This is a genomic window from Pseudoduganella sp. R-34, assembly GCF_049904655.1.
In the GTDB taxonomy this organism is placed as follows: Bacteria; Pseudomonadota; Gammaproteobacteria; order Burkholderiales; family Burkholderiaceae_D; genus Rugamonas.
Genome location: NZ_CP184572.1, coordinates 3329666 through 3343334 on the forward strand (window position 1 = coordinate 3329666; position 13669 = coordinate 3343334).

Genomic DNA, 13669 nt, shown 5'->3' on the forward strand with positions numbered 1-13669 from the left:
ATGTACGAGAGCCACTTCGGCTTGCGCGAGGCGCCCTTCGGCATTACGCCGGACACCAGCTTTTTCTTCAAGAGCCCGCACTCGCAGGAAGCGCTGAACACCTTGCTGGTGGCTGCGCGCAGCGGCGAGGGCTTCATCAAGATCACGGGCGAAGTCGGCACGGGAAAGACCCTGCTGTGCCGCACGTTCATGAAAACGCTGGGCGAGGATTTCGTCACAGCCTATTTGCCCAACCCGCTGCTTGAGCCGCGCACCTTGATGCTGGCCCTGGCCGACGAACTGGAATTGCCGCTGGCGAGCGATGTCGACCAGCACCAGCTCCTGAAGTCGCTGACCGCACGCCTGCTGGAATTGGCAGGGCAAGGCAAGCGCGTGGTGCTGTGCATCGACGAGGCGCAGACGATTCCGCGCGAGAGCCTGGAGGCGCTGCGCCTGCTGACCAACCTGGAAACCGAGAAGCGCAAGCTGTTGCAGATCGTGTTGTTCGGGCAGCCCGAACTCAATGAACACCTGCAGGCGCAGTCGATTCGCCAGCTGGCGCAGCGCATCACATTCCAGCATGACCTGGGCGGGTTGACGCGCGACGACATGGAATATTACCTGGCGCACCGGCTGCGCGTGGCGGGGTTTACAGGTGCCCGCCTTTTCAGCAAAGGGGCGGTGCGCAAGCTGTTTGCCGCCAGCCGGGGCATCCCGCGGCTGGTCAACATCATCGCGCACAAGGCCATGCTCGCCGCATACGGCGAAGGGCGCCAGTGCATTGACACCCACCACGTCAAGCTGGCCGCCAGGGATACCGCCGTGGCGCGCCAACGTGGCTGGCCGTGGCTGGCCACGGGTCTTGCCCTGGCCGCACTCGCTGCTGCGGGCGCATTGCTGTCTTACCGGTTGACTTTATGAGCCTGATTAACAAAATGCTGCAAGACCTGGATGCCAGGGGGGGCGCGCCAAAAGGGGCCGGCCTGTCGGATTCCGTGCAGGCAGTCCAGCAACGGTCTTCCCGAAATCACGTGGTCTTGATTGCTGCTGCGGCAGCGGTTGTCGTCGTAGCTGTGGCCGCTTTTGCCGGCTGGCGCTATCTGCGCAGTGCGCCTGCGGATGCGGTACCGGCGCCGGCCACGGGGATGATCCGGCAGGCGCCAGTCGCGGAAAAGCCGCAAGCGACGCCACCTGAACAAATGGTCGATGGTTTGCAACTGCCAGCCGCAAACGAGGCCGCGGCCGCTGCGCCGCCAGCGGCTGGCGCCAAGGATGGAGCGGAAGCGGGGGCTCCGGCGCTGGCCAAACCGCCTGGCGCCAGCCTGGTCAAGCGTGATGACAGCGGCGCGGCAAGCAAGGCTCCGGTGCGCCGTCGCGAAGGCGCCGGACCGGCGGCCGTGCCGTCGCAATTGCGCGCCGCGGCCAACGCCGGTGGTGCGGTGTCGCCTGCATCGCGAGAGACCGGTGCACAGGCCTCAGCGACGGCACTGTTCCAGCGTGCACAGGGCAAGCTCGCGTCTGGGCGCGTAGCGGAAGCCATTGTGGACCTCGAAGCTGCGCTCGACATCGACCAGCGCTACCTGGCGGCACGCGAAACTCTGGTTGGCGTGCTGGTGGAGTCCGGCCAGCAGGCCGATGCGATGCGCCATTTGAGGCGAGCACTGGCGCTGAATCCGGAGCAGTCGGGCATGGCCATGCTGCTGGCGCGCCTGCAACTCGAGCACGGCAGCGGCGCCCTCGATACACTGGAACAAGGCCTGCCTTACGCACAATCGAATCCCGACTACCGTGCGATGATGGCCGGAGTGCTGGAGCGGGCTGGCCGTCATCGCGAGGCCGCCCAGCATTATCAGGCGGCCGTGCAGCTGCAGCCGGCCAACGGCGTCTGGTGGATGGGGCTTGGGATTGCGCTGCAGGGCGACAAGCGTCACGCGGAAGCAAAGCCGGCCTTCCAGCGTGCGCTGGATTCAGGGCGACTGTCGCCGGAACTGCAAGCCTTCGTCGAACGGCGCCTCCAGCAGCTCAATTAAAGTGCGGCCTGAGCGCCCCAGATCTGCTTCATGCTGAAGCGCAGTTCCGCCTGGTCCTCGGTGAGGGCCTCGAGGATTGCGCATTGCGGCTGGTCGGTGCGGCGTTGCACCGACGCTGGCAGGGCCTTGCCGGCCGCATCGCGCATGCAGTGCACCTCCAGCGCGCCGTCGCCGCTGTCGCGCCCCGTCACCACACCCAGTTCCCCGTTCGCCAGGCGCACCAGCACGCCGGGCGGGTATTTGCCGAGCTGGCGGTGGAATTGCTCCTGCAAGACCGGATCGGCCGGATGCAGGGGGTCGTGCAGGAGCTTCTCGAGCGCCTCGTCCGGCAGCATGGAGCAGCGGTAATTGCGCGCCGAAACGCGAGCGCAATAGCGATCGGCCAGGCTAAGCAGGCGTGCATTGTGGGTGATCTGTTCGCGCGTCATGCCGGCCGGGTAGCCGCTGCCGTCGTCGTTCTCATGGTGCATCAGGACGCAGGAAATCCACTCGTCATCCTCAACGCCTGCATACTTCAGCATTTCCGCGCTGTCTTCCGGGTGCCGGCGCACGATCGCCATTTCTTCGCTATTCAGCGTGCCGGGCTTGCACTGGAAGTTGTCGTGGTGCCGCAGCATGCCGACGTTCATGGTGAGCGCGGCGGCAGTCAAGGAAATCACTTCATCGGATGCCTTGTCCAGGCCGCGCGCGACCAGGATCACCACGATGGCGGTTTCAATGCAATGGCGTACCGCATACGTGCCGGCAATCTGGTTCAGGAACAGGCAGGCCAGTGCGATGTCGGGGTTCATTTCGACCGCGCGCACCACTTCGCGCGCGATGTTGCGCAAGTCGGCATCGGCATTGCGCTCGTTGCGCAAATCCCCCAGCAGTTTTTCCAGACGCTTGTTGGCGAGGTTGAGTTCATGCAGCACGGACGGGGGCGGCTCCAGCCGCGATCCGCCTTCCATGCCAAGGTCCTGCAAGCTGTTGAGGTACTGGTTCATCAGATTTGCTCCGAGAAACCCCGTCCATCAGGGCGGGGAGTGAAAGGAGCCGGCCGCAACGTGGCCGTTCTCCTTGAGATTTGTGAAATACTGTATAAACTTACAGTATGATTCTCGTCTACCGTTTCCGTGTGAAATCGAAAAACGGGCTGCTTGATCTGCAAGCCCGTAAGGTGAATTTCGTCTGGAACTACTGCAATGACCGGCAGAAAGATGCCTTGCGGTTTGAGCGCCCTTGGCTGACCGGCTTCGACTTGAACAAGCTCACGACCGGTAGCAGCAAAGAATTGGAGCTGCACTCCGGTGTGATCAATGCCGTATGCGAACAGTTCGCGAAATCGCGCACTCAACACCGTCGGGCTTATTTGCGCTATCGCGGCCGGAAATCGTTGGGGTGGATTCCTTTCAAAGGACGCGACCTGCACCGGGAAGGCAACGCGTTTCGCTTTGCAGGCAATACGCTCCGCGTGTTTTACTCTCGCCCACTTCCTGAAGGGAAGATCAAAGACGGCAGTTGCTTTGCACAAGACAGCCGCGGTAACTGGTTCCTCAATATTGTGATCGAGGTAGCCGAGCCGCCGGTCCGGCCACTCGACCACGGTGTCGGTATTGATCTTGGCTTGAAGGATCTCGCTACACCGTCCGAGGGAGAAAAGATTCCAGCGCAGGGCTTTTATCGTGAGGCTGAAGCGGCGCTGGCAGTAGCGCAGCGAGCCCACAAGCGGCGCCGCATCAAAGCCATCCAGGCGCGTACTGCGCGGCGCCGGCTGGACTTTTTGCATAAAAGTTCGGTGGAGCTTGCCCGCGCCTTCGACCATATTGCTGTTGGCAATGTCAATGCCAGCGGACTCGCCCAAACCAGCTTGGCGAAGTCCGTGCTTGATACAGGCTGGTCGTCCTTCCGCAAGATGCTGGCGTACAAGGCCATGAGGCATGGCGCGCGGTACGTGGAAGTAGACGAACGGTTTACCACCCAGACCTGCTCGAATTGCGGCGCACTGCCCGATTCGAGGCCGAAGGGTATCGCAGGCCTTGGAATAAGAGAGTGGGAATGCAGCGGATGCGGTGCGGTACATGATCGTGATCGTAATGCTGCGTTAAACATTCTCCGTCGCGGACGTGCGACGCTGGAAGCAGGAATCCCCGTCCTTTAGGACGGGGGGGACGTCAAGGTTTGTCCCCTCGTGTTACACGCGCGCCAGTCGCTCCAATGCAAGCGCCAGCGTCTCGTCCTTCTTGGCAAAGCAGAAGCGCACAATGCCCGAATCCTTGCCGTTGCGGTAGAACGCCGAAACCGGAATGGCGGCGACCTTGATTTCGCTGGTCAGCCATTCCGCGAAGTCCGCTTCCGATTGCGCGGAAATGCGGTCGTAGCGCACACACTGGAAGTAGGTGCCATCCGCCGGCAGCAACTCGAAGCGGCTGCCTTCCAGCCCTTTGCGAAACAGGTCGCGCTTGTGCTGGTAGAAGGCGGGCAGTCCCACATATGGCGCGGGATCGGCCATGTAGCTGGCAATGCCGTGCTGCATGGGAGTGTTCACCGAGAACACGTTGTACTGGTGGACCTTGCGGAATTCGAGCGACATCATGGCCGGCGCGGCGACATAGCCAACCTTCCAGCCCGTGACGTGATAGGTCTTGCCGAAGCTGGAGACCACGAACGAGCGCTCGGCCAGGTCCGGGTAGCGGCACATGGACTCGTGCCGCTGGCCGTCATAGACCATGTGCTCATACACTTCATCGGACAGGATCAGGATCCCGGTGTCGCGCACGATTGCGCGCAGCGCCTCCATGTCGGCCGCGCGCAGCACGCTTCCGGTTGGATTGTGCGGCGTGTTGATGATGATCATGCGGGTGCGCTCTGTCACGGCTGCATCCACCCGCGGCCAGGGCACGCTGAAGCCGCCGTGCGGCGAAAGGTCCATCTGCACCAGCACCGGCACGCCGCCGGCCAGTTCGATGGCGGGCAGGTAGCTGTCGTAGGCTGGCTCGATCACGATCACTTCGTCGCCGGGGTGCACGCTGCACAGGATGGCCGTGGTCAGCGCTTCCGTCGCACCCGGCGTGACGGTGATCTCGGTGTTGACGTCGTAATGGTGGCCGTAGACGCGGCTGATTTTCTCGGCGATGGCCTGGCGCAGTTCGAGCGCGCCGATGCCGGGCGGGTACTGGTTAAAGCCTTCGCGCATGGCGACGGTGACCATGTCGACCAGCTTGGGGTCGCAGGCGAAATCAGGAAAGCCCTGGCCCAGGTTGACCGCACCGTGTTGTCCGGCCAGGGCCGACATGCGCGAAAAAATAGTGGTACCAATGTGCGGCAGCCGGGAAGTCAGTTGTTTCATCGTGCTTAGGAAAAGGACATTTTTTCCATTCTAGCGCAGCGGAATAAAACAAGTGTTGCCCCGAGGGTAAAACTGGAATGTCAAGCCTCCAGGCTCCATTTTTCCGGCTGCATGACCTTGAACATGCCGGCTTTCGCGAGTCGCTTGGCAAGTTTGAGCAGGGCCTTGTCCTTGGTGATCAGGATGTCGGCCTGGGCGTCGCGCGCCAGCTCCAGGAACTTCTGGTCGTCGCGGTCGGTGCAAACCGGCAGCCGCGCGCCCGATTCCGGTGGCTGCACTACCTTGATGTACTGGTCGAAACGGGCCGCGCTGGCAGGGCGCGTGCTTTCATCGAGCGGCAGGTGAGGGTAGTTCAGGACGAACAGGTATTCGGCGCGGCAATCGGCGCGGGTGATCGCTTCGACCGCGCCGCTTTCGATTGCCGCCAGCAGCGATGCCCAGCGCGGATCCTGGAAAACGAACAGGTCGAGGCAGACATTGGTGTCGATGACGATGCGCTTCGGAGCATTTTGCAGTGGAACAGGTATCATGTCGGGGTTTTTCGTTTTGAATATTGAATCTTATGCTGATTGTGCTGTCGCCTGCCAAAAGTCTTGACCTGGAAACTCCGCCAACCACCAAACTCGCAACGCAGCCTGCGTTCCTTGATCATTCGGAGCAGTTGATCGAGCGCCTGCGTGGCTTTTCGCCAAATGAACTGGGCGAGCTGATGGACCTGTCCGATGCCTTGTCGACGCTGAACGTGGCCCGCTATGCTTCATGGACCAAAGATACCAGCGAGGCGCGCCAGGCAGTCATGACCTTCAACGGCGACGTCTATGACGGTCTTGATGCGCGCAGCATGTCGGCGAAACAGCTCGATTACACCCAGTCGCGCATCCGCATCCTGTCCGGCCTGTACGGCATGCTGAAGCCTTTGGACCTGATTCACCCGCACCGCCTGGAAATGGGCACCCGCCTGCGAAACCCGCGCGGCAAGAATCTCTACGAATTCTGGGGCGACATGATCACCGAGGCGCTGAACAAGGAAGGCTCGCCGGTGCTGGTCAACCTGGCTTCGGACGAGTATTTCAAGTCGGTCAAGCCGAAGAAGCTGGATATGCCGGTCATTACGCCAGTCTTCGAAGACTGGAAGGGCGGCAAATACAAGATCATCTCGTTCTTCGCCAAGCGCGCACGCGGCATGCTGGCGCGCTATGCGGCGGTGAACAACATCACCGATCCGGTCAAGCTGAAGAAATTCGATGTGGATGGCTACAAATTCGAAGCTGACGCCTCGAACGATACTACCTGGGTATTCCGCCGCAAGATCGCAGCCTGACAAGGGCTTGGGGTCTGACCCTATGGGTCCGACCCCGGTTTGCCGGTTTTACCAAATGTTATACCAGGCCTTCTTCTTGAGCCCGTCATCTGCCAGCATCTTGCTTTCAGGGAAATTCTTGTCGAAGACGCGCTTGGTGTCATCGCGCAGGGTCGTGTTGCCCATCTTATCGTAGCCGCGGTACATGATGGCCAGCGCTTCTTCGATCGAAGGCGAGTCCGCGTAATCGGTCAGCACGCCCTGTGCACGGTTGATCGCTGCCAGGTAGGCGCCGCGGCGGTAGTAATAACGCGCCACATAGACTTCATACTTGGCCATCGCGTTGATCAGGTACTTCATGCGATCGATGGCGTCCGGCGTGTATTTGCTTTCGGGAAACTTTTCAACCAGTGCCTTGAAGGCGGCGAACGCTTCGCGCGTTGCTTTCGGGTCGCGTTCCGCCGGGTCCTGCTCATACAGGAAGTTCAGCAAGCCGATCGAATCGTTGAAATTCACCAGGCCGCGCAGGTAGTACATGTAGTCAACGTTCGGATGGTTCGGGTGCAGCTTGATGAAGCGCTCCACGGCTGCCAGCGCCTGGGCCTGGTCTTGCGCCTTGTAGTGGGAATAAGCGATTTCCATTTGCGCCTGCTGCGCATACGTGCCGAACGGGTAGCTGGATTCAAGGCGTTCGAAGAGCTGGACGGCACGTTCATAGTTGCCGCTAGCCTGTTCATCCTTGGCCTCCGAGTATAATTTCGTTGCGGACCAGCCTCGAGTCTCGTCTGCACGTTCTGGTAACAGGCCACAAGCTGACAAACTAAACAGTACGACTGTTGCTGCAACTACTGATAATTTTTTTTGCATGTTGATGTGCAAGGAATCGTTAACCAAAATACTAAACTTGGCTGATTATAGCCGATGGGAATGCTGTGATATTGAAACCTGAGATGAATTCGGCAGAACAAGTGCCTGATAACGATTTTGACGCCGATTTTGAAGGTGATTTAACGGCCGATCCCCTCGCGCCGATCGAACTCGAACTGAGTAAATCCGATTGCGGTGAGCGCCTGGACAAGGTGGTGGCGCGCATGGTGCCCCAGTTTTCGCGCGGCCGCCTGCAATCCTGGATTGAAGAGGGCCATATTACCGTCGACGGCAAGCCGGCCAAAGTGCGCGCCACCGTGTATGGCGATGAAAAGATCCTGGTCATCCCCCAGCCGGCGCCGGAAGACGTGGCATTCACCCCGGAAGACGTGCCGCTGGATATCGTTTTCGAAGACGATAACCTGCTGGTGATCAATAAACCGGCAGGCCTGGTGGTCCATCCGGGCGCCGGCAACTGGTCCGGCACCATGCTGAATGGCTTGCTGCACCGTTGGCCGCAACTGGGCGGCGTGCCGCGCGCCGGCATTGTGCACCGCCTCGACAAGGATACCAGCGGCCTGATGGTAGTCGGCAAGGACTTGCCGACCCAGACCGACCTGGTGCGCCAACTGCAAGCGCGTACCGTGAAGCGCGTGTACTGGTGCATCGTTTGGGGCACTCCGCGCATGAGCGGCACCATCGATGCGTCCATGGGCCGCGACCAGAAGGATCGCGTGAAAATGGCGGTGTCGACCAGCATGGGCTCGAAACCGGCCATTACCCATTACCAGCGCCTGGCCGAAGGCGTGCTGGACGGCCGTCCGGTATCGCTGGTGCAGTGCCGCCTGGAGACAGGCCGCACCCATCAGATCCGCGTGCACATGGCGCATTTGGGCTTCTCGCTGATCGGCGACCAGGTCTACGGCAAGCAGCATATGGCCAGCGTGTTCCCGCGCCAGGCGCTGCAGGCGCGCCGCCTCGGCCTGGTGCACCCTGCGACCGGCGAACAGATGGAATGGGTAGTGCCGCTGGCGGATGACTTCAAGGAGCTGATGGACCGGGCCGGCATCGAGGAGCCGGACGAGTCGGTACTGTCGGCCGCCGCGGCGACGCACGGGGAGTTTGAAGACTACGATATCTACGACGACGAATTCGACGACGAATAATGCAGCAATCTTTCCAGGGAGCGCAATGGCTGGTGCCTGACTGGCCCGGTGCTCCGGCCAATATCGGTTTTGTCTGTACCACGCGGCGCGGCGGCGTGAGCCCCGATCCTTATGGGCCGGGCCCGCAGGCCATCGCTACCAGTGGCGGCGGCCTGAACCTGGGTGTTCATGTCGGCGACGATCCATCGAATGTCGCGTTCAACCGGGCAATCCTGCGCGGGCGCTTGCCGACGGAGCCGGCGTGGCTGTCGCAGGTGCATGGTGCGGCGGTCGTGCGTGCGGATCGCCTGGGGCGCGGCAGCACCCCGGAGGCCGATGCCAGTATCGCGGCCATGCCGGGCGCAGTGTGCGCCATCCAGACGGCGGACTGCCTGCCGGTGCTGTTCACCGACCGGGCCGGCACGGTCGTGGGCGCAGCCCATGCGGGCTGGCGTGGCCTGGCGGGCGGCGTGCTCGAGGCGACGGTCGACGCCATGCGCGCCGAGGCCGGCGAAGGCGAGATCATCGCCTGGCTTGGCCCGGCAATCGGTCCGCAGGAATTCGAGGTCGGCGAGGAGGTGTTGGCAACCTTCCTGGCCGGTGCTGCTTCGGCCGGCGAAGGGGCAGCGGGCGAGGTTGCCGTGCGGGCCGCCTTCGTGGCGCGGCCGGGACAGCCTGGCAAATACCTGGCGGACATTTACGCGCTGGCCCGGCTTGCGCTGCGCCGGGTCGGCGTAACAGATGTCAGCGGCGGCGATTTATGCACAGTCACCGATGCCAGCCGCTTCTATTCCTACCGCAGGGACAAGGTCACCGGAAGGCAGGCGAGTTTGATCTGGATCAAGGAGTAGGTGGTTCATTGCGACGGGCGGCTTCGGCTGCCCGTTTGCGTTTGCGGCGTTTGCCGCCTGTTAGATAAAATAGTATTCCTAATGGCAACAGGCCATACAGCAGGAAGGTCATGATGCCCGCGACCACGGTTGGTTCCGTGAAAGCCATCAGGATTGTGACGTAGAGCCAGGCAACAGCAACAATCAACATTTTTTTCCAAAATTGTATTTTTAACGGACTCAAAAAATGAACATGCCCGACCCGCAAGCCTTCGCAAACGCATGGATGACGCAAATCAGCGATCCTCAGCAATGGCAATCCTGGTTCAAGATGATGCCGGAGATGGATGCTGTCCCAGGCGCCGCCCTGCTGCGCGATGCAGGTGCAACCGTCCGCCCGGAGGCGATGGAGCAGCTGCGCAACGAGTATATGGGCGAGTTCGGCGCGCTGTGGCAGGAATTCCTGGCCGGTAAGGCGCCTTCCCTGAAGGACCGCCGCTTTTCGTCCGAAGCCTGGCAGGGCAATCCGGTGTCCGCGTTCAATGCGGCATCATACCTGCTAAATAGCAAATTCCTCATGCAAATGGCGGAAGCCGTTGACGCGAGCCCTCACCAGAAACAGAAAATCCGCTTCGCCGTCCAGCAGGTGGTCGATGCCATGTCGCCGGCCAACTTCCTGGCTACGAACCCGGAAGCGCACCAGAAGCTGATCGAGACCAAGGGCGAAAGCCTGACCAAGGGCTTGGCCAACCTGCTGGGCGATATCCAGAAGGGCCATATTTCCCTGTCCGACGAGAAAGCGTTCGAAGTAGGCCGCAACTTGGCCACGACCGAAGGCCAGGTAGTGTTCGAAAACGAGCTGTTCCAGCTGATCCAGTACACGCCGCTGACCAAGACCGTGCATGAGCGGCCCTTGCTGATGGTGCCGCCTTGCATCAACAAATACTACATCCTCGACCTGCAACCGGAGAATTCCCTGGTGCGTTATGCGGTGGAGCAGGGCAATACCGTATTCCTGGTCTCCTGGCGCAATCCCGACCAGTCGCTGGCCGGCACCACCTGGGATGACTATATCGAGAAAGGCGTGATCAGCGCGATCAACATCGCCCGCGACATCACGAAGCAGGACAAGCTCAATGTGCTCGGCTTCTGCGTCGGCGGGACCTTGCTGTCGACAGCACTGGCGGTGCTGGCGGCGCGCGGCGAACAGCCGGCGGCCGGCATCACGCTGCTGACCACCTTCCTCGATTTCAGCGACACCGGCGTGCTGAACGTCTTCGTCGACGAACCGCAGGTGCAATTGCGTGAGCAGACCCTGAAGTCGGGCGGCCTGATGCCGGGCCGCGACCTGGCCAGTACCTTCTCCAGCCTGCGCCCGAACGACCTGGTGTGGAATTACGTGCAGTCCAACTACCTGAAGGGCAATGAGCCGCCGCCGTTTGACCTGCTGTACTGGAATTCCGACTCGACCAACCTGCCAGGCCCGATGTTCTGCTGGTACCTGCGCAACACCTACCTGGAAAACAGCCTGAAAGTGCCGGGCAAGCTGACCGTGGCGGGCGAAAAAGTCGACTTGTCGAAAATCCAGGCGCCAGCTTTCATCTACGCTTCGCGCGAAGACCACATCGTGCCATGGAACTCGGCCTACCTGTCGACCAGGATCCTGAACAACAAGAATCCCGAGCTGAACAAGTTCATCCTGGGCGCCTCCGGCCATATCGCCGGCGTAATCAATCCGGCCGCCAAGAAAAAGCGCAGCTACTGGACCAATGACGCCCGCCCGGCCTCGCATGAAGAGTGGTTCAGCGGCGCGGCCGAGCATCCGGGAAGCTGGTGGGGCGAGTGGTCGGAATTCCTGGCGGCGCACGGCGGCAAGGGCGTCAAGGCGCGCACCAAGCTGGGTAATACCAGATACGAACCAATTGAGGCGGCACCTGGGCGATATGTAAAAGCTAAGGCTGATTGATTTTTGGTAACGTTAAGTTGCAATGCAATATTGTCGTGCCAAAAGCTTTTTTTTCGCCCTATAATGGGCTAGCAAATATTATCAACGGGACACAGCGATGAGTAGTGCAAAGAAAAGTACTGAACGTTTGATTAAGAAATACCCAAATCGCCGTCTTTACGATACCCAGACCAGTTCCTACATTACGCTGACGGACGTTAAACAGCTCGTGCTGGATGCCGAGGAATTCACGGTCGTCGACGCCAAGACCAATGAAGACCTGACCCGCAGCATCCTGCTCCAGATCATCCTGGAAGAAGAGGCGAGCGGCGTTCCGATGTTCTCGACGGATGTACTTGCACAAATCATCCGTTTCTACGGCCATGCAATGCAAGGCATGATGGGTTCTTACCTGGAAAAGAATATCCAGGCATTTACCGATATCCAGCGCAAATTCACGCAAGGCGCCGCAACCTTCGATGGCAAGACTTTCAGCCCCGAAATGTGGACCCAGTTTATGAATGTGCAAGCGCCTATCATGCAGGGCATGATGAATAACTACATCGACCAGTCGAAGAGCCTGTTTGTGCAAATGCAGGAGCAAATGCAAAACCAGAGCAAGAATATCTTCGGCACTTTCCCGTTTGCTGCACCGCCAACAGATAAAAAGTAAGGCCAAAAAGAGGGGCGTCCAGCCCCTCTTTTGCTATAATGGTGGATTGCCCTGAATCATCATCAGCACTCTGCCATGCAATCCAAGCAAATCACCCACTTCACTCCCGCCGACGGCGCACCAGCTCCAAAAGTAGGTTTTGTTTCCCTCGGCTGCCCTAAGGCGCTGGTCGACTCCGAACAGATCCTGACCCAGCTTCGCGCCGAAGGCTATGAAACTGCCAAGTCCTACGACGGCGCCGACCTTGTGATCGTGAACACCTGCGGCTTCATCGACGCCGCCGTGCAGGAATCGCTGGATGCCATCGGCGAAGCGCTGGCTGAAAACGGCAAGGTGATCGTGACCGGCTGCCTGGGCGCCAAGAAGGACAAGGACGGCGACGACATCATCCAGAAGGTGCACCCGAAGGTGCTGGCCGTGACCGGTCCGCATGCCGTGGGCGAGGTGATGGCACAGGTGCATACCCACTTGCCTAAGCCGCACGAGCCGTTCATCGACCTGCTGCCGCCGCAGGGCATCAAGCTGACCCCCAAGCATTACGCTTACCTGAAGATTTCCGAAGGCTGCAACCACCGCTGCTCGTTCTGCATCATCCCTTCGATGCGCGGCGACCTGGTGTCGCGCCCGATCGCTGAACTGATGCTGGAAGCGGAGAACCTGTTCAAGGCCGGCGTGAAGGAACTGCTGGTGATCTCGCAGGATACTTCCGCTTACGGCGTGGACGTGAAGTTCCGCTCCGGTTTCTGGAATGGCCGTCCGGTGAAGACCCATATGACCCAGCTGACCCAGGCCCTGGGCGAGCTGGCCAGGCAGTACGGCGCGTGGGTGCGCCTGCACTATGTTTATCCTTACCCGCACGTGGATGAAATCATTCCGATGATGGGCGACGGCCATATCCTGCCTTACCTGGACGTTCCGCTGCAGCACGCTCACCCGGATGTGCTGAAGCGCATGAAGCGTCCGGCTTCCGGCGAGAAGAACCTGGAGCGCATCCTGAAATGGCGCGAGATGAATCCTGAGCTGGTGATTCGTTCGACCTTTATCGCCGGTTTCCCTGGCGAGACCGAGGCTGAATTCGAGTACCTGCTGGACTTCCTGAAGGAAGCGCAGATCGACCGCCTGGGTTGCTTCGCATACTCGCCGGTGGAAGGTGCTACTGCGAATGAGCTGGCGAATCCGGTGCCGGATGAAGTGCGCGAAGAGCGCCGCGGCCGCGTGATGCTGCTGCAGGAAGAGATTTCGCGCAACCGGCTGAAGGCCAAGGTTGGCAAGACCGTGAAGGTGCTGATCGATGAGCTGACGCCTAGCGGTGCGATTGGCCGTTCGGCTGCGGATGCGCCGGAGATTGATGGCGTGGTGCACGTCAAGCGTCCGTTTGATCCGAAGAAGAAGCTGGCGGTTGGCCAGTTCTACGATGTTGAGATCACCACTGCCGATGCTCACGACTTGTGGGGGGAAGCGCAGTAAAATCGGTAAACCAGGGTCCGACCCAAGGGTCAGACCCAGTCTACACTGCGGCCGCGGGTCAAAAGCGCACAAGCAAACTGATACCGGCTGAGCCGAGAGTGTCAG

Annotated in this window: 14 protein-coding genes; 9 read left to right on the top strand and 5 right to left on the bottom strand. The window is 60.6% G+C overall.

Features of this window, described 5'->3' with window-relative positions; all coding sequences use genetic code 11:
- Both ACN9MW_RS15410 and ACN9MW_RS15415 read left to right on the top strand, forming a co-directional pair.
- The gene (locus ACN9MW_RS15410) at positions 1 to 900 is read left to right on the top strand and encodes an ExeA family protein (protein ID WP_426172004.1); all 900 of its coding nucleotides are present in this window, start codon (positions 1 to 3) and stop codon (positions 898 to 900) included.
- Positions 897 to 2009 carry a tetratricopeptide repeat protein gene (locus ACN9MW_RS15415; protein WP_426172005.1) on the top strand — a complete coding sequence of 371 codons (1113 nt, stop codon included), beginning with the start codon at positions 897 to 899 and terminating at the stop codon, positions 2007 to 2009. The genes ACN9MW_RS15410 and ACN9MW_RS15415 overlap by 4 nt, the downstream gene beginning before the upstream one ends.
- On the opposite strand, the gene ACN9MW_RS15420 is transcribed toward ACN9MW_RS15415, so the two are convergent.
- Positions 2006 to 2995 carry an HD-GYP domain-containing protein gene (locus tag ACN9MW_RS15420; protein ID WP_426172007.1) on the bottom strand — a complete coding sequence of 330 codons (990 nt, stop codon included), beginning with the start codon at positions 2993 to 2995 and terminating at the stop codon, positions 2006 to 2008. The two genes, ACN9MW_RS15415 and ACN9MW_RS15420, sit on opposite strands and share 4 nt — an antisense overlap.
- A gap of 107 nt (positions 2996 to 3102) precedes the next feature.
- Between ACN9MW_RS15420 and ACN9MW_RS15425 the strand changes: the two genes are divergently transcribed.
- Positions 3103 to 4149, top strand: a complete 1047-nt coding sequence (locus ACN9MW_RS15425) for an RNA-guided endonuclease InsQ/TnpB family protein (RefSeq protein ID WP_426172008.1) — start codon at positions 3103 to 3105, stop codon at positions 4147 to 4149.
- Between the two features lie 33 nt (positions 4150 to 4182).
- Here the strand turns inward: ACN9MW_RS15425 and ACN9MW_RS15430 are convergent, their stop codons facing one another.
- Both ACN9MW_RS15430 and ACN9MW_RS15435 read right to left on the bottom strand, forming a co-directional pair.
- Positions 4183 to 5337 (bottom strand): pyridoxal phosphate-dependent aminotransferase, encoded by a 1155-nt coding sequence (locus ACN9MW_RS15430; protein ID WP_426172009.1) that lies wholly within the window; start codon positions 5335 to 5337, stop codon positions 4183 to 4185.
- Positions 5338 to 5417: 80 nt separating this feature from the next.
- Positions 5418 to 5867, bottom strand: a complete 450-nt coding sequence (locus tag ACN9MW_RS15435) for a putative toxin-antitoxin system toxin component, PIN family (RefSeq protein ID WP_426172011.1) — start codon at positions 5865 to 5867, stop codon at positions 5418 to 5420.
- A gap of 32 nt (positions 5868 to 5899) precedes the next feature.
- Here ACN9MW_RS15435 and yaaA point away from each other — a divergent pair, with 32 nt between their 5' ends.
- The gene (gene yaaA / locus ACN9MW_RS15440) at positions 5900 to 6658 is read left to right on the top strand and encodes a peroxide stress protein YaaA (protein ID WP_426172013.1); all 759 of its coding nucleotides are present in this window, start codon (positions 5900 to 5902) and stop codon (positions 6656 to 6658) included.
- A gap of 48 nt (positions 6659 to 6706) precedes the next feature.
- On the opposite strand, the gene ACN9MW_RS15445 is transcribed toward yaaA, so the two are convergent.
- A complete protein-coding gene (locus ACN9MW_RS15445; RefSeq protein ID WP_426172014.1) occupies positions 6707 to 7504 on the bottom strand; it encodes an outer membrane protein assembly factor BamD in 798 nt (265 codons plus the stop codon).
- A gap of 83 nt (positions 7505 to 7587) precedes the next feature.
- Here ACN9MW_RS15445 and ACN9MW_RS15450 point away from each other — a divergent pair, with 83 nt between their 5' ends.
- Together ACN9MW_RS15450 and pgeF are read left to right on the top strand one after the other, a co-directional pair.
- A complete protein-coding gene (locus ACN9MW_RS15450; protein ID WP_426172016.1) occupies positions 7588 to 8670 on the top strand; it encodes an RluA family pseudouridine synthase in 1083 nt (360 codons plus the stop codon).
- Positions 8670 to 9500 carry a peptidoglycan editing factor PgeF gene (pgeF, locus tag ACN9MW_RS15455; protein WP_426172017.1) on the top strand — a complete coding sequence of 277 codons (831 nt, stop codon included), beginning with the start codon at positions 8670 to 8672 and terminating at the stop codon, positions 9498 to 9500. The genes ACN9MW_RS15450 and pgeF overlap by 1 nt, the downstream gene beginning before the upstream one ends.
- Here pgeF and ACN9MW_RS15460 read toward each other — a convergent pair.
- A complete protein-coding gene (locus ACN9MW_RS15460) occupies positions 9490 to 9690 on the bottom strand; it encodes a hypothetical protein (RefSeq protein WP_057265381.1) in 201 nt (66 codons plus the stop codon). The genes pgeF and ACN9MW_RS15460 overlap by 11 nt on opposite strands.
- Positions 9691 to 9726: 36 nt before the next feature.
- Between ACN9MW_RS15460 and phaC the strand changes: the two genes are divergently transcribed.
- The 3 genes from phaC (at position 9727) to rimO (ending at position 13564) form a co-directional block, all read left to right on the top strand.
- Complete coding sequence (phaC, locus tag ACN9MW_RS15465; protein ID WP_426172019.1) at positions 9727 to 11445, top strand: class I poly(R)-hydroxyalkanoic acid synthase; 1719 nt, start codon at positions 9727 to 9729, stop codon at positions 11443 to 11445.
- A gap of 97 nt (positions 11446 to 11542) precedes the next feature.
- Positions 11543 to 12097: a polyhydroxyalkanoate synthesis repressor PhaR gene (gene phaR, locus ACN9MW_RS15470; RefSeq protein WP_426172021.1), complete on the top strand. Its 555-nt coding sequence runs from the start codon at positions 11543 to 11545 to the stop codon at positions 12095 to 12097.
- Positions 12098 to 12172: 75 nt separating this feature from the next.
- Positions 12173 to 13564, top strand: coding sequence for a 30S ribosomal protein S12 methylthiotransferase RimO (gene rimO / locus ACN9MW_RS15475; RefSeq protein ID WP_426172023.1), 1392 nt, complete (start codon positions 12173 to 12175; stop codon positions 13562 to 13564).
- Positions 13565 to 13669: the final 105 nt, after the last annotated feature.

Coding starts and splice junctions, on each gene's coding strand:
- ACN9MW_RS15460 (WP_057265381.1), bottom strand. CDS start 9,690: ATGTTGATTGTTGCTGTTGCCTGGCTCTACGTCACAATCCTGATGGCT.
- ACN9MW_RS15435 (WP_426172011.1), bottom strand. CDS start 5,867: ATGATACCTGTTCCACTGCAAAATGCTCCGAAGCGCATCGTCATCGAC.
- ACN9MW_RS15425 (WP_426172008.1), top strand. CDS start 3,103: ATGATTCTCGTCTACCGTTTCCGTGTGAAATCGAAAAACGGGCTGCTT.
- yaaA (WP_426172013.1), top strand. CDS start 5,900: ATGCTGATTGTGCTGTCGCCTGCCAAAAGTCTTGACCTGGAAACTCCG.
- pgeF (WP_426172017.1), top strand. CDS start 8,670: ATGCAGCAATCTTTCCAGGGAGCGCAATGGCTGGTGCCTGACTGGCCC.
- ACN9MW_RS15445 (WP_426172014.1), bottom strand. CDS start 7,504: ATGCAAAAAAAATTATCAGTAGTTGCAGCAACAGTCGTACTGTTTAGT.
- rimO (WP_426172023.1), top strand. CDS start 12,173: ATGCAATCCAAGCAAATCACCCACTTCACTCCCGCCGACGGCGCACCA.
- phaC (WP_426172019.1), top strand. CDS start 9,727: ATGAACATGCCCGACCCGCAAGCCTTCGCAAACGCATGGATGACGCAA.
- ACN9MW_RS15450 (WP_426172016.1), top strand. CDS start 7,588: ATGAATTCGGCAGAACAAGTGCCTGATAACGATTTTGACGCCGATTTT.
- ACN9MW_RS15410 (WP_426172004.1), top strand. CDS start 1: ATGTACGAGAGCCACTTCGGCTTGCGCGAGGCGCCCTTCGGCATTACG.
- phaR (WP_426172021.1), top strand. CDS start 11,543: ATGAGTAGTGCAAAGAAAAGTACTGAACGTTTGATTAAGAAATACCCA.
- ACN9MW_RS15420 (WP_426172007.1), bottom strand. CDS start 2,995: ATGAACCAGTACCTCAACAGCTTGCAGGACCTTGGCATGGAAGGCGGA.
- ACN9MW_RS15415 (WP_426172005.1), top strand. CDS start 897: ATGAGCCTGATTAACAAAATGCTGCAAGACCTGGATGCCAGGGGGGGC.
- ACN9MW_RS15430 (WP_426172009.1), bottom strand. CDS start 5,337: ATGAAACAACTGACTTCCCGGCTGCCGCACATTGGTACCACTATTTTT.